12 protein-coding genes and 1 riboswitch are annotated in these 17,450 nt (G+C 64.1%); of the genes, 6 read left to right on the top strand and 6 right to left on the bottom strand.

Going from position 1 to position 17,450, the window contains the following annotated elements:
* Positions 1 to 33: 33 nt before the first annotated feature.
* Positions 34 to 1,110 carry a patatin-like phospholipase family protein gene (locus AT984_RS20570; RefSeq protein ID WP_442952155.1) on the bottom strand — a complete coding sequence of 359 codons (1,077 nt, stop codon included), beginning with the start codon at positions 1,108 to 1,110 and terminating at the stop codon, positions 34 to 36.
* Between the two features lie 156 nt (positions 1,111 to 1,266).
* On the opposite strand from AT984_RS20570, the gene AT984_RS20565 reads away from it, so the two are divergent.
* Positions 1,267 to 1,800 (top strand): hypothetical protein, encoded by a 534-nt coding sequence (locus AT984_RS20565; RefSeq protein WP_058721702.1) that lies wholly within the window; start codon positions 1,267 to 1,269, stop codon positions 1,798 to 1,800.
* A gap of 23 nt (positions 1,801 to 1,823) precedes the next feature.
* Here AT984_RS20565 and AT984_RS20560 read toward each other — a convergent pair whose 3' ends face one another.
* Together AT984_RS20560 and glpD are read right to left on the bottom strand one after the other, a co-directional pair.
* Positions 1,824 to 3,869 carry a TonB-dependent receptor plug domain-containing protein gene (locus tag AT984_RS20560; protein ID WP_197418189.1) on the bottom strand — a complete coding sequence of 682 codons (2,046 nt, stop codon included), beginning with the start codon at positions 3,867 to 3,869 and terminating at the stop codon, positions 1,824 to 1,826.
* A gap of 221 nt (positions 3,870 to 4,090) precedes the next feature.
* Positions 4,091 to 5,668, bottom strand: a complete 1,578-nt coding sequence (glpD, locus tag AT984_RS20555; RefSeq protein ID WP_058721700.1) for a glycerol-3-phosphate dehydrogenase — start codon at positions 5,666 to 5,668, stop codon at positions 4,091 to 4,093.
* 36 nt (positions 5,669 to 5,704) lie between these two features.
* On the opposite strand from glpD, the gene glpK reads away from it, so the two are divergent.
* The 3 genes from glpK to AT984_RS20540 all read left to right on the top strand — a co-directional run bounded on the left by glpK (position 5,705) and on the right by AT984_RS20540 (position 11,221).
* Entirely contained in the window at positions 5,705 to 7,201 is a 1,497-nt protein-coding gene (glpK, locus tag AT984_RS20550) for a glycerol kinase GlpK (protein WP_058721699.1), read from the top strand.
* A gap of 525 nt (positions 7,202 to 7,726) precedes the next feature.
* Positions 7,727 to 10,450: a TonB-dependent receptor plug domain-containing protein gene (locus tag AT984_RS20545; RefSeq protein ID WP_082680221.1), complete on the top strand. Its 2,724-nt coding sequence runs from the start codon at positions 7,727 to 7,729 to the stop codon at positions 10,448 to 10,450.
* A 69-nt stretch (positions 10,451 to 10,519) separates the two neighbouring features.
* Positions 10,520 to 11,221 (top strand): 2OG-Fe(II) oxygenase, encoded by a 702-nt coding sequence (locus tag AT984_RS20540; RefSeq protein WP_058721697.1) that lies wholly within the window; start codon positions 10,520 to 10,522, stop codon positions 11,219 to 11,221.
* A 22-nt stretch (positions 11,222 to 11,243) separates the two neighbouring features.
* Here the strand turns inward: AT984_RS20540 and AT984_RS20535 are convergent, their stop codons facing one another.
* From AT984_RS20535 to AT984_RS20525, 3 genes are all read right to left on the bottom strand, one after another.
* Positions 11,244 to 14,453, bottom strand: a complete 3,210-nt coding sequence (locus tag AT984_RS20535) for an ATP-binding protein (protein ID WP_058721696.1) — start codon at positions 14,451 to 14,453, stop codon at positions 11,244 to 11,246.
* A gap of 31 nt (positions 14,454 to 14,484) precedes the next feature.
* Positions 14,485 to 15,639, bottom strand: a complete 1,155-nt coding sequence (locus tag AT984_RS20530; protein WP_082680220.1) for a response regulator — start codon at positions 15,637 to 15,639, stop codon at positions 14,485 to 14,487.
* A 181-nt stretch (positions 15,640 to 15,820) separates the two neighbouring features.
* The gene (locus tag AT984_RS20525; RefSeq protein ID WP_058721694.1) at positions 15,821 to 16,402 is read right to left on the bottom strand and encodes a TMEM165/GDT1 family protein; all 582 of its coding nucleotides are present in this window, start codon (positions 16,400 to 16,402) and stop codon (positions 15,821 to 15,823) included.
* 50 nt (positions 16,403 to 16,452) lie between these two features.
* A riboswitch (yybP-ykoY riboswitch) is annotated at positions 16,453 to 16,627 on the bottom strand.
* Between the two features lie 88 nt (positions 16,628 to 16,715).
* Between AT984_RS20525 and AT984_RS20520 the strand changes: the two genes are divergently transcribed.
* Entirely contained in the window at positions 16,716 to 17,105 is a 390-nt protein-coding gene (locus AT984_RS20520) for a VOC family protein (protein ID WP_058721693.1), read from the top strand.
* Positions 17,105 to 17,353 carry a TfoX/Sxy family DNA transformation protein gene (locus AT984_RS20515; protein WP_058721692.1) on the top strand — a complete coding sequence of 83 codons (249 nt, stop codon included), beginning with the start codon at positions 17,105 to 17,107 and terminating at the stop codon, positions 17,351 to 17,353. Before AT984_RS20520 ends, AT984_RS20515 begins: the two co-directional genes overlap by 1 nt.
* The last annotated feature ends 97 nt before the right edge of the window (positions 17,354 to 17,450 follow it).

Below are 17,450 nucleotides of genomic sequence, written 5' to 3'. Positions count from 1 at the left end.
CGCGCCAGGCAGGCAGCGCCAGCAAAAAAACGGCTAGAGAAATTCAGCGCGGATGTCCACGCTGGACTGCTGACCCACCTCGTCCAGATGCTGGGCCAGCCAGGCCTGCGCTTGCGCCCGGCCGGCATCACGCAGGCGGCACAGAAAGGCCCAGTCGGTGTCCATCTTGGTAGTGACGCCTTGGGCGGCCATCAGCGCGTCGCAGCGGACGGAATGGATGCGCATGCGGCGGGCGTCGTGCGGGTCGAGCCGACCACGGTCGATCAGGCCGGTGACGAAGGCGATGGCGCGCATCTCGCGCATCAGCGAGGAGTTGAAGCTGATCTCATTGACGCGGTTGGCAATCTCGGCCGCGCTGCGCGGCACGCCTTTGCGCAGCACCGGGTTGACATGCACGATCAGTACATCGGCCGCCACATCGGCATAGATCAGCGGGAAGATGGCCGGGTTACCCATGAAGCCGCCGTCCCAGAAAAACTCGCCCTCGATCTCCACCGCCTGGAACAGCGTGGGCAGGCAGGCGCTGGCCAGCACCGCGTCAGGCGTGATGCCGCTGCCGGTGAAGACACGGATCTTGCCGGTCTCGACATTGGTGGCACTCAAAAACAGCTTGAAGGGCGCGTCCTGCTGCAAGGCATCGAAGTCGAACTGGCTTTGCACAATGGCGCGCAAGGGGTTGATATTGAGCGGGTTGAATTGGTAGGGCGAGAGCAGCTGCGTCATGGCCGAGGCCCACATCTGCAACGGCGACCATTCGGGCGGCAGCGCGTGGGACAGGCCATGCATAAAGGTCTCCAGCCAAGGCGCTGGCAGCAGCGGATTGACGCGCCCCGCCTGGGCCACGGCCGACCACAGCTCATGCAAGGCCTGGCGCGCACCATCCGGGCCGCCACGCCGCAGGCCGTCCGCCAGGGCCACGGCATTGAGGCTGCCGGCGCTGGTGGCGCTGACGGCATCGATGTGCAAGCCGCCGTCCGCCAGCAAAGCATCCAACACGCCCCAGGTGAAGGCGCCATGCGAGCCACCGCCTTGCAGGGCGAGATTGATCGCTTTGGGCTTGGCCATGACCGTGGCTGTGGGCTTGCGCGTGACGGGGCTGCTGCGTGGCATGAAGACTCCCGGGGGCCGTCGATGATGCATTCGAGTATGCCCGCAAGCCTGCATTTGTGTGACCCTTTGCGGGGTGACACACAGCAGTGCGTGAGCGCACCGCATGCTTCAGAATGACAGCAGTATTCATTCCCTCAGCCACTGCGTAGGCCCGCCATGAACGCCCAAGCTCACACCCACCGCCATGCCCGCCCCGCCTCGGCCCTGCTGCTGGCCGCCCTGCTGACCATGCTGCTCGGCGCCTGCGCCCAGCTACCCGGCAATTTCAGCGGTGTGCAGCCCGGCCTCAGCACCGGCGCCCAGCTGCGCGCGGCCCAGGGCCAGCCGGGCCGGGTCTGGCCCAATGCCGATGGCACGCAAACGCTGGAGTACCCGCAGCAGCCCTTCGGCACCCGCTGCATGATGATTACCGTGGATGCGAACGACAAGGTGCTGAGCGTGCTGGACGGCTTGTCGCCGCCGCAGCGCGCCCGCATTGAGGTGGGCATGAAGCCCGAACAAGTCAGCCGCATCCTCGGCCGCGAGCGCAGCCGCGTCTACTTCAGCAATAGCAATGAGGATGTGTGGGACTGGAATATCGAACCCGACCAAACGGGCTACCCCATGCGTTTCAATGTGCATTTCCAGAACGGCACGGTGCTGCGCACCAGCCAGAGCATGGTGTTCCCGACCCGGCCGTTCAGGGATTGAGCTGAGCTGAATGCCTCTCGCGTTCAGAACTTGTAGTTCAAGCCCACATTGGGCATCAAGCCGAAGCCCACTTCCTTCTTGCGTGTCTTGTAGTCGGCCGAGTACTGATAGCCCTCCACATTCTCGTGACCGTACGCATTGATCAGCTCGAAGGAGTAGCTCAGGCGCGGTGAGACGATCCAGTCGGCGCGCAGATCCAGGCGGTGGTAGGCCGGCAGGCGCTCGGAGTTGATCTCGCCGTAGACCGGCAGGATGCGGCCGCCGGCATCCGTGCGGCTGCCCACCACCGGGGTGGTTCGATTGCCGCTGTGATAACTCCACTTGGCGCCGAACTGCCAGCTGTCGGAGTATTTGTACTGGCCCACCAGATTGACCACCACCGGCTGGTCGTATTCGAAGCGGAACTGCTGGCCGGTCAAATCATTCTTGCGCTGCGCGCGTGACAGGCTCACCGAGGCCCAGCCGGAGAACTTGCTGTTGTTGATCGCATCCTTCTTGACGAAGAGCTCCAGGCCGGTGGCATCACCGCTGCCGCCGTTGATGTAGTTCAGCGCGGGGTCGCTGATGCCAAAGCCGCTGAGCTTCTTGACATAGGCCTCGGCCTTGACGGACCAGCCCTCGGGCAGGCGCTGATTGACGCCTACGACCGCCGCCTTGGCTCGCACATGTTCCAGCTTGGGGTTGCCTATGCCGGACAGGACCTGGGCGCCGTCGGGGAACTCATTGTGTTTGCCCAGGGCCAGGGTGAAGGTGGTGTTCTTCAGCGCACGCCATTCCAGGCCTAGGCGCGGCTCGGCATAGTTCTGCTTGAGATAGCCGTCGCGGGTGAAGTGCACGCCGAAGGTGGCAGCCAGCTCGGGGCTGATCTGCCAGCGGTCTTTGGCATAGAGATTGGCGTAGTTGACGGTCAGCTTTTCTTGCAACTTGACGCGCTGGCCGCTGCTGATGTCGCAGTTGGGATCGAACTCGGTGCAGCGCGCATCCAGCAGGTCCAGGCCCAGCTGGTATTTTTGCGAGAACAGAATCGTCCCCAGGGTCAGCTCATGATCCTCGGCCACGCGCAGGCGCAGCTGCTCGCGCACAAAGAGATTCTCGGTCTTGATGTCCACATCGGCCGCCAACCCTGCCTTGCTGCGGTTGCTGGAAGACCAATGGCCCACGGCCAGCTTGTTGCTGATTTGCGGGCTGATGCGGCTGTCCCACACCAGGGCCTGGGTATTGCTGCCGTACTTGGCCGAGGAGTCACCCACCAGCGCCGGCTGCTGCTGGCCCAGCCGCGTATCGGCCGGCACCGAGTAGTTGATTTCGTCCGCCGCGCCCAGGACGTAGAAGCTCAGCTCGTTGTCGGGGTTGAGCTTCCAGAGGTAGCGGCCCTGGTAGTCGTGGTACTTGGGCGCGGCGTAGATCAGGCCACTTTCTTCGTCGGTTTTCTTGCCGCGAATGAAGAGGTCGAAATAGCTGCGCTTGGCGGCGAAGTAAAAGCTTTGCGTTTCGTTGACCGGGCCTTCAAGCAGCAGGTCGGCGCCGGTCAGACTGGTGCTGATGCTGCCGCCGAATTTGTCCGTTCGCGGCTTGCGCAGCTGCACGTCGACGATGCCGCCATGCACATCGTCGTACTCGGGGCCGAAGGCGCCGGTGTAGAGGTCGAACTGCTGCACCAGATCGGCATGCACGGTGCTGACAAAGCCGCCGAGGTGGAAGACATAGCCCACCGGCAGAAAGTCGATGTAGTAGCTGTTGTCGCCGGGGCGCGAGCCACGAATGGCCGGCGCGGCATTGCCGTCGCTGGTCGCCACCACGCCGGGCAGGGTCTGCATGGCCCGCATCGGATCGTTGCCGCCGCCGGGCAGCTTGCTGAGTTCGTCCCGGGTCAGCACCTGCTTGCTGGCCTGCGGGCGGGCGGCGCTGACGGTGACCGGCGCGAGCTTTTCGGCATTGCCTTCTGATGCGCGTTCTGCGCTGCGTTCGGCAGCAGGCTCGGCGGCCGGCTCAGCATGGGCGGCCTGCAGCAAGGCCAGCAACAAGGCGGGCGCCAGGCAGGGGCGGGTTCGATGGGCGCGAATTTTCATGACAACTCTCAGGGCTTGCAGCCATGCCTCCCGCATGGTCTGGGGCTGCAAATGAACTGCAACGCGGCGCAGTCTCCCTGCGGAGAAGCCGCCGCGCAAAGCCCTTGGCCGAGGTAGCGCAGGCTGCACCGCCAGGGGGCGTTTGCCTGGGCTTTCAGCAGCAGCAGCGCCAGCTGCCTGGCCGACCTTGCTGCTGCGCAGTCAGCGCGCCTTGTGAACCCTCAGGCCGCCGGAGCTTGGGCGCTGAACCAGGCCGCCACCTGCTCACGCTGCGCCGGCGTGTAGTGCAGGCCCAGCTTGCTGCGGCGCCACAGCACATCGTCGGCGCAACCGGCCCACTCATGCTGCTGCAGATAGCGCAGCTCGGCCTCGAACAGACCGGGCGCCACTTCCGCGCCCAGGTCGCTGAGCTGGGTCGCCGAGCCCAGCAACTGCGTCAGACGCGCGCCGTAAGCACGCGCCAGGCGCCGCGCCAGCGCCACCGGCAAATAGGCATGGCGCAGGCGCAGCGCGGCCACCAAGGCCTCGTACTCCAGCTTGGGGTCCAGGCGCGGGCTGGGGCTTTGCGGTTTGATTTGCTGGCGTGAGATCCATTCCGAGAAATCACCGCCGGGCAAAAAGGCCTGCTCGGTCCAGGCTGCACGCCGCTCGCCACCCAGCATCTTGCCGACCAGATCGGCCGCGTCCTCGGCCAGCTTGCGGAAGGTGGTGATCTTGCCGCCCCACACGGTCAGCAGCGGCGCGCCGTCGCGATGGGTTTCCAGCAGATAGTCGCGCGTCACGGCGGAGGGGTCGCCCGAGGCGTCGTCCAGCAGCGGGCGCACGCCGGCATAACTCCACACCACATCGGCCTGCGTGACCGGCTTGGTGAAGTAACGGCTGGCTTGCTCGCACAAATACGCCACCTCGGCGTCCTCGATCTGCGCCTTGGCGAAGCCGTCCAGCGTGCTGCCGGGCACCTCCACATCGGTGGTGCCGATCAAGGTGAAGTCGCCCTCGTAGGGAATCGCGAAGACGATGCGTTTGTCGGGGTTTTGAAAGATGTAGGCATGGTCATGCTCGAAGCAGCGCTTGACCACGATATGGCTGCCCTTGACCAGGCGCAGGCTCTTGGTGGCCAGGGGCTCGCCCGCGGCCGGCAGGGCCACCTCGCGCAAGAAGCGTTCGGCCCAGGGGCCGGCCGCGTTGACCAGGGCGCGCGCTTGCACCACGCGTTCGCCCTGCGGGGTCTGGATGCGTGCCGTCCAGCCTTGGGGCCCGCGCTGGACGGACGTTACCGGGCTACGGCTGAGTAGCTCAGCGCCTTTGTCGCGCGCGTCCATGGCGTTGAGGATGACCAGCCGGGCGTCATCCACCCAGCCGTCGGAATAGACAAAACCGCGCCGGTACTGGGTCTTCAGCGGCGTGCCCAATTTGCTGCGCCGCAGATTGACGCCGCTGGAGCCGGGCAGCCACTCGCGCCGCGCCAGGTGGTCGTAGAGGAACAAACCCATGCGAATCATCCAGGCCGGGCGCATGGCCGCGTCATGCGGCATCACAAAGCGCAGGGCATGCATGATGTGCGGGGCGCTTTTGAGCAGCACTTCGCGCTCTTGCAAGGCCTTGCGCACCAGCGAAAACTCGTAGTACTCCAGATAGCGCAGGCCGCCGTGGATCAGCTTGGTGGAGGAAGACGAAGTGTGCGAGGCGAAGTCCTGCGCCTCAGCCAGCAGCACCCGCCAGCCGCGCCCGGCGAGATCGCGTGCAATACCCACGCCATTGATACCACCACCCACCACCAATACGTCAAAATCATTCATCACGCCATCCTAGCGCCAACGCCTGCGCCCTTCCTCATGACCACTTTTCTGCTCGCACTCGATCAAGGGACTTCCAGCTCACGCGCGATTGTTTTTGACGCGCAGGGGCAGATCAAGGCGCAAGCGCAGCGCGAGTTCCGCCAGCACTTCCCCCAGCCCGGCTGGGTCGAGCATGACGCCATGGAGATCTGGGACAGCCAGCTCGCCACCGCGCGCGAGGCCCTGGCCAAGGCCGGCCTGGTGGCCGCCGACATCAGCGCCCTGGGCCTGACCAATCAACGCGAAACCACCGTGCTGTGGAACCGCCAAACCGGCCTGCCCTTGCACCCGGCCATCGTCTGGCAAGACCGCCGCACCGCCGCGCTGTGCGCCGACCTGCGTGCGCAAGGCCTGACCCCCGTGGTGCAAGAGAAGACCGGCCTGGTGATCGACGCCTACTTTTCCGGCAGCAAGCTGAAATGGCTGCTGGACCATGTGCCCGGCGCACGCGAGCAGGCCGCGCGCGGCGTGTTGGCCTTCGGCACCGTCGACAGCTGGCTGCTGTGGCGCCTGACCGAGGGCCGGGTACACGCCACCGACGTGACCAATGCCTCGCGCACCATGCTCTTCAATGTGCACCGCAATGATTGGGACGATGAGCTGCTGCGCCTGCTGGACATCCCGCGCGAGGTGCTGCCGGCGGTGCACCCCTCCTCCCACCACTACGGCCAGGTGTCCGCAGCGCATTTGGGCGGTGAGATCGCCATCGGCGGCGTGGCCGGCGATCAGCAAAGCGCCCTGTTCGGCCAGGCCTGCTTCGAGGCCGGCATGGCCAAGAACACCTACGGCACCGGCTGCTTCATGCTGATGCACACCGGCGGGCAGTTCCAGACCTCGGCCAATGGCCTGATCAGCACCAGTGCCGCCCAGATTGACGCCAAGCCGCGCTACGCGCTGGAGGGCAGCGTCTTCATCGGCGGCGCGGTGGTGCAGTGGCTGCGTGACGGCTTGCAGGTGATCGAGTCCAGCGGCGCGGTGCAAGCCCTGGCCGCCAGCGTGCCCGACAGCGGCGGCGTGATGTTTGTGCCCGCCTTCACTGGCCTGGGCGCGCCCTACTGGAACGCCGATGCGCGCGGTGCCATCCTGGGCCTGACGCGCGGCAGCACCAGCGCCCACATCGCCCGCGCGGCGCTGGAAAGCATTGCCTTCCAAAGCGCCGCGTTGCTGCAAGCCATGAGCCGCGACGCGGTGGCCAAGGGCGGCATGGCGGTGTCTGAACTGCGGGTGGACGGCGGCGCTTGTGCCAACGACTTGCTGATGCAGTTCCAGGCCGATCTGCTGGGCATTCCGGTCGTGCGACCGCAGGTGATCGAGACCACGGCCTTGGGCGCCGCCTATCTGGCGGGCCTGAGCTGCGGGGTCTACGGCGGCTTGTCTGATCTGGCGGGCAACTGGCGCGCCGAGCGGGTGTTCCAGCCCGCCATGGGGCGCGAACAGGCGCAGGAATTGATGGCCAACTGGGAGCGCGCGGTGCGGCAGGTCTGCACCAACTGAACCCAAGCCCAAATGAAAAGACCCCCGCCGGTTGCCGGGCGGGGGTCAGGATTGGAGCTTGAACTCTAAATTACTTCAAGTGCGCCCAATCACCAAATGAAACGATGAAAGCGCATGGAGACAGTCGGCGCGCCGAGTTGCGTGCGCCCGAGTGACTGTTGATCGAATAGCCCGAAGGCGATTCGTAGCCATGCCAAACCTGGCTCTCCACGCTGAGCGAGGATGTGCCTCTAGCCCGACTGATTCATGAGGCCAAGTGCAATGGCGCACTGCTCATGGCATGCAAGGCTGCGCGCTCTTGGCAGCCGGCAAATTCCTTCCACCATGCCCGGTTTGTCCCCTGTCTGGCGGGCAGACCCTCGATGCGAAAAGGCAACTCGAAGGGTTTATCCCTGTGCTTGTTTGGTGGGGCCCGAGTGAAGAATTACCGACCGAACTTTACGGTCCGGAATTCCCTGGGCGGCGGTCGACGCGACATCGCCATCCCAATTCAACACCGTTGACCAAACTTGACTGGAGCTTTTGATGATTAAGCGAACACGACTTTGCCGTGCCTTGGGACTCATCTACGCGAGCGGGCTGACGCTGATGGGCAGCGCCGCCGTGGCGCAAACCACGCTGGAGCGGGTGGAAGTGACCGGCTCCTCGATCAAACGAATTGACGCCGAGACCTCGGTCCCTGTCACCGTCATCAACCGCGCCGCCATCGACAAGTCCGGCGCGTCCAATGTGCAAGAGTTGGTCAACGGGCTCAGCTCCAATAGTGGCGGCGGCCGCTCCATGGGCGAGTCCATCGGTGATAGTGACGCCACCGGTCAGGCCGGCGCTTCCATGCGCGGCCTGGGCCGCGAACGTACCCTGGTGCTGCTGAACGGCCGCCGCCTCACCCCCTATCCTTTCGCGGGGCAAGGCGTGGACTTGAACGCCATTCCACTGGCCGCCATCGAGCGCATCGAAGTGCTGCGTGACGGAGCCTCGGCCATCTACGGTTCCGACGCCATCGGCGGTGTGATCAACTTCATCACCCGCAGGGACTTTCAAGGCGGCGACATCACGCTCTCCTACGAATCGCCCGCACAGAAGGGCGGCAAAGTACGTGGCATCAACGGCGGCTTTGGCTTTGGCGACTTGAGCAAGGACAAGTTCAATGTCCTCGGCACGCTGAGCTACGAGAAATACGATGTGATTCGAGCGGCCGACCGTGATTTCGCCAAGACCGGCAACCGCCCTGACCTGGGCGTGGTCAAGTCCTCGGGCAATAGCTTCCCGGCGAATTCCTATCTCAACGACAGCTATATCGACCCCGTAACGGGCAAGGACAAGGCCGGCTCCTTTGTGCCAGGCGTCTCTGGCTTCCCCACCTGCAGCCCGCCGGACAGCTTCAAGGGCGGCTCAAACTGCCGCTACGACTACACCAGCAAAATCGACATCTCGCCCGCCTCCGAGCGGCTGGGTGGGCTGGCCCGCGCGACTCTCCAGGCAGCGAACGACCACACTTTGTTCGCCGAATTCGCCTACTCCAAGAACGAAATCACCTTCGGCTCATCGCAAACGCCGTCCAGCACGACAGGTCGGCCCGACTACCTCTACCCAGCCGGCGGCAAGTACTACCCCACTGCCGCCGTGGACGCCACCTTCCCTGGCTACCGCGGTGACCTGGTGATCGCCTGGCGCATGGTGGATGGTGGCCAGCGCCTGACCAAGACCACCAATGACATGACGCGTTTCCTCGTCGGTGCCGAGGGCAGCGTCGCCGGCTTCGACTACAAGCTGGGCTTGATGAAGGCCAAGGCCAAGGCAGTGGAGACATTCCTGACTGGCAATTTTTCCGACACCGAGTTGGTCAAGGTCTTGAAGACCGGCAATGTCAACCCCTTCGGCCCCAATGACGCGGCCGGACTGGCCTTGTTGAAGACTGCGGAACTGTCAGGTGAGAATCGCCGCTCGGAGACCACCACCGATGGCTTCGACTTCTCCCTCACCAAGGAGTTGTTTGCCCTTTCCGGCGGCAACGCCGCCTTGGCTGTAGGCATGGATCTGCGCAAGGAGAAGTACCTGGACGGCTACTCCGAGATCGCTGGCTCGGGTGACATCGTCGGCGGTTCCGGAAATGCAGGCAAAGTTCAGGCCGAGCGCGCTTCACAAGGCTTTTATGCTGAGCTGAACATGCCAGTTCTGAAGGCGGTGGAATTGAATCTGGCCTTGCGCCATGACCGCTACAACGGGTCCAAGGGTGAGTCGCGGGATGGCAAGTTTGACACTCCCGATGCCTCATCCACCAGCCCCAAGCTGAGTGTGCGCTGGAACCCGCTCCAGACCTTGTTGTTCCGGGCCTCGGTGGGCAAGGGATTCCGCATGCCCGCGCTGGACAATCTCTACAAGCCCAGGGCTGGCACCAATCTGGGTGGCAATTTCAATGATCCTTACTACAACACCCTGGTGGGCTGCTCCGTCACACCCAACCCCAATTACTGTGACACGCAGCTGACGGCTTACAACAATAGCAACCCCAAGCTCAAGCCCGAGAAGTCGGAGACTCTGGCGCTGGGCATGGTGTTCGAGCCGGTCAAAGACTTGTCGCTTGGCGTGGACTATTTCGATATCAAGCTCACCGACGGTATCAGCAATGTGACCGGCGACGACATCATGAAGGACTGGTACAAGAACCAGACCGGCCCCACCACGAGCAGCTCGGGTTACGCCTCTCGCTTGGTCTTGAATGCGCAGGGTTATCTGGACTACGTCAATGCGTCGATCGAGAACGTCAGCAAGCAGCGCGTTTCAGGCTTTGACCTCAGCGCCAAGTACCGTTTCAAAACCGACGTGGGCAGCTTCACCCCGGGTTGGGAGGCCACCCTGCTGACGCGCAGCAACAAGACCAATGTGGTCACCGGTGAGTTGGTGGAGAACCTGGGCAAGTACGACAAGGGCGGCCCTATCCCCAAGTTCAAACAAAACATCTCCTTGGACTGGGATGGTGGTGCCTGGGCTGCCGGCCTCAACTACTTCCGCCAAAGTGGTTATGAAGACTATGACCGCGTCAAGCAAGTCAGCGCTTACGATTTGTGGAGCCTGCAAGGTCAGTACAAGGGCTTTAAAAATCTGAACTTCACCGTGGGTGTGCGCAATCTGCTGGACAACAAGCCGCCGGTTACCGTGCAGGAAGACTACTTCCAAGTGGGCTTCGACCCCACTTACGCCGATGTGAAGGGCCGCACCTATTACCTGCGGGCGAATTACAAGTTCTGACGGTTTTTCCAAGAAAGCAAGCAAGCAGGCAGGCCTTCGGGCCTGCTTTTTTTGATCGATAGGAACGGCATGCACTACATCAACCCAGACTTGGACACGGCAAGCTTGTCCGCGACTTTTCAGCGCGAAGGTCGGGTCTTGATTCGCGACTTCTTTGAGCCGGTGGTCATCGAGGCACTCGCGCGCGCGGTCGATGGCATCGACTGGTCACTGAGCTTTCGCGATGCTGGGGGCGACCGTCTGCTGTCGGGCGAGCAACTGAGCCAGCTGAACCCCGAACAGCGCGCCGCCCTGGCCGATGGCATACACAAGCTGGCCGGCCAGGAGTTCCAGTTTTCCTTCTATACCGACTCTTTGGTGGCCGCAGCCAAACGCGGGGATTCGGATTTGCTGACGCGCTTCATGCGCTGGATGGCCGATGAGCAGTTCATGGTCAAGATTCGCGAGATCAGCGGGGTGCAGGAGATCAACCGCGTCTACGCCCAGGCCACCATGTACACCCGCGGCAGCTTTCTGGTGGTCCATGACGACCACGTGGACAACGAGAATCGCCGCCTGGCCTATGTGATCAATCTGACCCGGCACTGGCGGGCGGACTGGGGCGGCGCGCTGAGTTTTTGCGCGCCCGACGGCAGCATCAGTGAGAGCTTTTTTCCGCACTTCAACTCCCTCTCCCTGTTCCGCGTGCCGCAGAGCCACTTCGTGTCCTATGTGCCGCCCTTTGCCCAAGGCGAGCGCACCGCCATCACCGGCTGGTTGATCGCCGCCTGAGGCGAGATGGCCGTGCCAGGCCTCAGGCTTTTATCCTGGCCGTATAGGCCTCATGCCAGGCCGCGATGCTGCTGACCATGGGGGCGATCTCGCGGATCAGGGCAGTCAAGGCAGCAGGCACTTGCGCGGGGTCGCCACGGCCGCCGGCGGCCGTCTCCAAACTTTCGGCACTTTGCGCCAGCCGAGAAAGGCCGAGATTTCCTGACAAGCCTTTAAGCCGGTGCGCCGCGCTGGCCAGCGCGGGCAGGCCGGAGATGCGCGCTTCCTCGAACACGCTTTGGTACTGCGCATACTGCTTGGCAAAGGTGCCCAGCAATTTGGCCAGCAATTCCTGCCGGCCAGCGCAGCGGGTCAGCGCGGCTTCGAAGTCACAGCCTGGCAGATCGGGCCAGAAGCTGGTGCGCGCCGCAGGCGCGGTAGGCACAGTCGGCGCTGTCGGCACGGCCGAGTCTTGCGACTCGGTCGACACGCTGGTCGGCGGACTGGCCGGCGCCATAGCCGGCGCCCTAGGCTGCACATCTGGCGCCGCATCCAAGGGCACCAGCTGCGATGGGCTGATCGCGTCGGCAGCACGGCGCGGCAAGTCATGGCTGTGCTCAAGCAAGGCCTGCATCAGCTCGGCCTGGTCGATTGGCTTGGTGACATGGCCCAGCATGCCCGCCGCCACGCATTTGCGCCGCTCCTCCGGCAGGGCATGGGCGGTCAGGGCAATCACGCGCAGCCGGGGTGCCATTTGATGCAGGCGGCGCGTGGTCTCGTAGCCATCCATCTCGGGCATTTGCACATCCATCAGCACCAAGTCATAGCCCTCGGGCCCGGCCTCGCCAAGGCGGGCCAAGGCCTGCTCGCCGCTGTCGGCGCTCATCACCTCGGCACCGGCCAGGCACAGCAGGTCTTGCAGGATCTCGCGGTTGATGTCCACATCGTCCACGATCAAGATGCGCAAGCCGCGCAGCAAGTCCGGCGGCACCGCCGCATTGATCAAGGGCTGAGCATGGGCCTCGCCGCTGACCACCACACAGGGCAGGCGCAGGGTGAAGCAAGAGCCCTTGCCCACTTCGCTGCTGACGGTAATCTCGCCGCCCATGGCCTCGGCCAGGCGGCTGCTGATGGACAAGCCCAGGCCGGTGCCGCCGAACTGGCGGGTTACTGAACTGTCGGCCTGCTCGAAGGCTTTGAAGATGCGCGCCTGCTGCTCCGGCGCAATGCCCACACCAGTGTCTGTGACGCTCAGGCGCAGGCCATCGGCCGCTTGCGTCACGCCCAGCGTGACCCGGCCCTTGTCGGTGAACTTGATCGCATTGGCCAGCAAGTTGACGAGGATCTGCGTGACCCGCAAGGCGTCGATGGCCACCCAATCCTCGGCGACCTCATAGTCCAAGCGCAGGCGCAGATGCTTGGCCTCGGCGCGCTCGGCCACCAGGTCCAGCACCTCCCTGGCCAGGTGGCTGAGATTGCAGGGCAGCGGGTCAATTTCCAGCTTGCCGCTTTCGACCTTGGAGTAGTCCAGGATGTCGTTGATGACACTGAGCAAATGGCGGCCCGAGCGGGTGATGCGCTCGAAGCCGCTGCGCGCTGCCGCCGGGTCGCCGGCACGGCCCACCCCCAGCTGGGCCAGGCCCAGCACCGCATTCAAAGGCGTGCGGATCTCATGGCTCATATTGGCCAGGAATTCGCTCTTCACCCGCGCCAGATGCTCGGCCTCGTCTTTGGCCAGGCTCAGCTCGCGCTGCAAGCGCTTGAGCGAGGTCACATCGGTGCCCAGATTGAGCAGGGCATAAGTGCGCTTGCGTGCATCCAGCAGCGGCACAGTGGTAACCAGATAGTCGTGCATGCCGTCGACCGGATGCATGATTTGGCGCTCGGTGGTCATGCTGGCCTTGCCGGCGATCAGCTGGGCGTCGGTATCAGCGATTTCGGCCGCAATCTCGGCGGGCATGAAGTGGCGGGCGCTCAGGCCCAGCACCTGCTCGCGCCCGTGGCCGGTGGCCAGCTCGAAGCTGCGGTTGAGCAAGGTGTAGCGGCCCTGACAGTCGCGGATGCTCAGGGTGATGGGCAAGGCCTCGATGATGTCTTGCAGGCGCTGCTTCTCGGAGATCAGCTCGTGCGTGCGCTCATTCACCTGCTCTTCCAAGCGGGCGCGCTGCACGCGCAGCTCGTTCTCGGCGCGCAGGCGCTCGGTGATGTCGTGGGCGAAGGCCACCACAATGGTTTCGCCACACACATGCAAGCGCTCCAGCTTGATGTCCCACCAGATCGGTGTGCCGTCACGGTGGCGGGTTTGCCATTCGAAGTATTGCGCCCCCTGCGACAAGACCTCGCGCATATGCGCCAGCCCTTGCTCGCGCGAAAAAGGGTCGCCCGGAAAGAACAAGCTGGCATCCAGCTCGCTGATGCGCTCGCAGCCGTGCTTGAGCAGGGTTTGCGCATTGGCGAAGCGCAGCTGGCCGGTTTCGCCGTCCAGGATCAGGGTGCATGACAGCGAATGGTCCAGCAGCACGCGCATGCGGTCATCGCTGGCCCGCAACTCCTCTACCGCGGTTTGCTGCGCACGCAGCGTGTCGGCCAGCAGCTGGCGCGAACTGTCCAGCGACAGCATGACCTCTCGGAACAAAGTGCCATGGCGCAGCGCCAGCCAACCCACCACCAGGGCGCACATCACCAGCACCACCGCAAAGCTGGCCAGCGGGGGGAAGGTGTTGGGCTCCACCTTGCCCAGCAAATCCTGCTCCTGCATGAACCACAGGCCCAGAATGCCCAGCACCGTCAGAACGGTGCCGCGCACTGCCGCCCCCGGGCCCAGCAGCAGGCCCACCACTGCCAGCAAGGCCACCAAGGTGGCCATGCCGGAGGAGTACAAGCCGGTGCCGTAATAGGCCGCCGCCCCCAGTTGTAGAGCCAGTGCCGACCAACAGAAAAACAGGGTGCCGGCGCGCACACTGACGCGGTGGAGCAGGCCCAGCGACACCAGCGCAGCCCCCAGGTACAGCATGCCCGCAGCCATGCGCTGCAGGCGTGCCGCCCAGCTCAGCTCCGTCAGCATCAGCTTGGCGGCCAGAAAGGCCAGCACCCCCAACACCACCAGCAGCAAAAACACGCTGGCGCTGCGTTTGACGCGATCTTCCAGCCTGAGCTCGAAGTCCCTCAGCGTTTGCTGACGGCGTTGCCACGCCTTGGCACCACCCAATTCGAGTTTGGGCATGCTGCTGGGATCGGGGGGCGGGGCTTGCAAGCGCTGCTCCTCACCTGCGTGGCGCGGCCACTCAAACTTGCTGGTTCAGCTTGTCGATCACCCGCGCCAGGAACTGCTCCACCTCATGGCTTTGGCTGAAGGTGGTCATCACCGCATCCATATGCTGTTTGATGATGGTGCTGAGGTGGTCCTCTTGCGAGTGCGTCAGGCCCAGGTGCATAAAGCTGCTCTCAACCTGAGACGCCAGGCTCTCGAAGGTCGCCTTGACCTCCTCGATCTGCTTGTGATTGCGGGCCGAGATATCGGCCAGGGCATTGCGGGTCATGGCCACCAAATGACGCACATCGGCCAATTCACGCGCCGCCATCTCGGTGTCCAGCGCGGCCACGCGCACCAAGGCGCCCTCCACCAACATGGCCACGTTGTCGATGGCGCGGCCCATGCGCTCGGACTCGGCCTTATCCATCTCGATCGCGCTGCGGTCCATGCGCAGGTCGCGCACAAACACGATCACATTGCCATAGCTGAAACTGGTGTGCGCGCCCAGGGCGCGAATGCGCGCGCCGTCAGTCTGGGTTTGTAGGTGGTCAAGAATCGAATTCTCCAAGGCGCTGCACAGCCCGCGTGGATTGACCGACAGGTTCTCGCCGCGGCCGCGGATGCGCAGGCAGCCCTGTAAGGCATAGCGCTCCAAGGCGTCGAAGAAGGCCTTAGCCACGCCGGCGTAGTCTTTGCACACGCCCAGCTGACGCTGGTATTCCAGCACCACACCGGCCTCGCCCACCATATCGGCGGTGGAGAGCACGGCACTCATCACCTCATCGAGCTGGCCCGCCAGTTCACGCTGCTTGTCACGGCCGGCCAGCACCAGGCCGATCTTGGCCTGCAGCTCGGCAGCGTCAAAGGGTTTGGGCAGATAGTCGGCGCCACCGGCCGCATAGCCTTGCAAGCGCTCTTCGATGCTGGTGCGGGCGGAGTGGAAAATCACCGGGATCTCCGCCAGCTGCCAGTCGGCCTTGAGGCGGCGACAGGTCTCGTAGCCGTCCAGCCCGGGCATGTCCACGTCGAGCACGATCAGGTCGAAGACCTCGGTCGCGCAGCGCGCTAAGGCCTCCTCGCCACCGGTGACGCACGTCACTTGATACGCGCCCTCTAGCGTGGCTTCCAACATTTGGAGCGTTAGCTCGTCATCGTCCACCAGCAAAACGCGTGAAGATCCAGGCATAGGAGACCCCCTGATGACAACGGCAAATGGCAGTTGATCATCGCATAGGCCCGGCCGGCGCCAAACTTGTGCAACAGGGGAAATTTGCCCTCAAGGCAACAGCGCCCCTGCCTGCGAGGCAAGGGGCGCGCCTGTTTGCGATGGATGGCGGTGGGCTGGGCGGCCTAGGACGTTGGCCGGGTCAGAAGCCCAAGCTCTGGCCCACGCCCGCCAAAGTCGCCACGCCCAAGGCGGCGAAGATCAGCGCTGCAATGCCATGGACCAGGCGCACGGGGATCTTGCCGGCCATGCGGTCGCCCAAGAAGACGGCCGGCACATTCGCAATCATCATGCCCAGCGTCGTGCCCGCCACCACCGCCACAAAGGCGTTGAACTGGGCCGCCAGGGCGACGGTGGCGATCTGCGTCTTGTCGCCCATCTCGGCCATGAAAAAGGCCACGATGGTGGTGCCCAGCACGCCCAGCTTGAGCTTGCCGCCACCTTCCACTTCTTCATCGATCTTGTCCGGGATCAGCGTCCACACCGCCATGGCGATGAAGCCTAGACCCAAGACCCAGCGCATGGTCATGGGGCTGACCTGGGAGGTGATCCAGGCGCCGAGCGCACCGGCGCCGGCATGGTTGACCACGGTGGCAATGAAGATGCCCAGGCAGATCGGCAGAGGTTTGCGGAAACGTGCGGCCAGCAAAAAGGCGAGCAACTGGGTTTTGTCACCGATTTCGGCCAGGGCGACGACACCGGTAGAGACGAGGAAGGCTTCCATAAGGCTATGCGACTTCTTTCTTCTGCGGCCGGTGCTTGTTGCTCAACACGAAAAACCATTGACCACACCGAGACCAGCCGCGATGCAGGTCGATGTGGTCAAAGGTCTTGCCAGGTGTTGGAACTTCGGTACTGCGCGCGCCATGGTCATGTGGACCAAGTGTGTTGACGCGGGCCCGCCGGATCTAATCCGGGCGGCGGCTACTCCCCAATGACAGGCCAGAGTTTACCCTAGCCCCTTGCCTTGGCCGCGCGCGTGCCGGGCCGCATCCCTTAGGCTATGCGCTCCAACTCCCGCATCTGCGACAAATTTCATGCAATTCGCCTACACCATTGTTTATGTGGCCGATGTGGCCGCCTCCCTGGCCTTCTTTGAGCAAGCCTTTGGACTCAAACGCCGCTTTCTGCATGAGTCGGGCGCCTACGGCGAACTCGATACCGGCGCCACTGCCCTGGCCTTTGTGGATCATGAAACCGCCCGCGACAGCGTGGGTTGCGACTATGTGGTGGCGGCCAGCAGCGCCGCGCCGCTGGGGATTGAGATTGGCTTCGCCTGCGCCGATGTGGCCGCTGCCTTCGAGCGCGCCGTGGCCGCAGGCGCCACCGCGCTCAAAGCACCGCTGACCAAACCCTGGGGCCAGACGGTCGCCTATGTGCGCTGCCCCGACGGCACCCTGGTGGAACTGTGCACGCCGATGGGCTGATGCGCGGGCTCGGGCCCAAGAGTCGCGCTCAACTGGCCGAGTTGGGCATTCATGACCTGGCCCAGTTGCGCCAGCAAGATGCCTACGCGCTCTATGCCCGCCTCAAGGCGCAGTGGCCGGCCGCCAACCTCAATCTGCTTTACGCCCTGATGGGTGCGCAGGAAGACCGCGACTGGCGCGACATCGCCCGGCAGCGCCGCAGCGAAGTCCTGCTGCGCCTGGACGATATGGGCCTGGCACCCAAATGATCAAACGCCCCACCCTCGCCTGAGGGGGCGCGCAAATCCAGCCATGGATCCAGCGGCAGACGCCGATTGACAGCGGCAGGTAGACCGGGTGGAATGA

It is taken from the genome of Paucibacter sp. KCTC 42545, assembly GCF_001477625.1.
Taxonomy (GTDB): domain Bacteria; phylum Pseudomonadota; class Gammaproteobacteria; order Burkholderiales; family Burkholderiaceae_C; genus Paucibacter_A.
The sequence above is the reverse complement of the archived record's forward strand: the minus strand, read 5'-3'. Positions and strand labels throughout refer to the sequence as shown.

What these genes read in the sequence shown, in the direction of transcription:
- glpD (WP_058721700.1), bottom strand. Translation starts at nt 5,668, where the DNA reads ATGAATGATTTTGACGTATTGGTGGTGGGTGGTGGTATCAATGGCGTG.
- AT984_RS20545 (WP_082680221.1), top strand. Translation starts at nt 7,727, where the DNA reads ATGATTAAGCGAACACGACTTTGCCGTGCCTTGGGACTCATCTACGCG.
- AT984_RS20515 (WP_058721692.1), top strand. Translation starts at nt 17,105, where the DNA reads ATGCGCGGGCTCGGGCCCAAGAGTCGCGCTCAACTGGCCGAGTTGGGC.
- AT984_RS20540 (WP_058721697.1), top strand. Translation starts at nt 10,520, where the DNA reads ATGCACTACATCAACCCAGACTTGGACACGGCAAGCTTGTCCGCGACT.
- AT984_RS20530 (WP_082680220.1), bottom strand. Translation starts at nt 15,639, where the DNA reads ATGCCTGGATCTTCACGCGTTTTGCTGGTGGACGATGACGAGCTAACG.
- AT984_RS20565 (WP_058721702.1), top strand. Translation starts at nt 1,267, where the DNA reads ATGAACGCCCAAGCTCACACCCACCGCCATGCCCGCCCCGCCTCGGCC.
- AT984_RS20525 (WP_058721694.1), bottom strand. Translation starts at nt 16,402, where the DNA reads ATGGAAGCCTTCCTCGTCTCTACCGGTGTCGTCGCCCTGGCCGAAATC.
- AT984_RS20520 (WP_058721693.1), top strand. Translation starts at nt 16,716, where the DNA reads ATGCAATTCGCCTACACCATTGTTTATGTGGCCGATGTGGCCGCCTCC.
- AT984_RS20570 (WP_442952155.1), bottom strand. Translation starts at nt 1,110, where the DNA reads ATGCCACGCAGCAGCCCCGTCACGCGCAAGCCCACAGCCACGGTCATG.
- AT984_RS20560 (WP_197418189.1), bottom strand. Translation starts at nt 3,869, where the DNA reads ATGAAAATTCGCGCCCATCGAACCCGCCCCTGCCTGGCGCCCGCCTTG.
- glpK (WP_058721699.1), top strand. Translation starts at nt 5,705, where the DNA reads ATGACCACTTTTCTGCTCGCACTCGATCAAGGGACTTCCAGCTCACGC.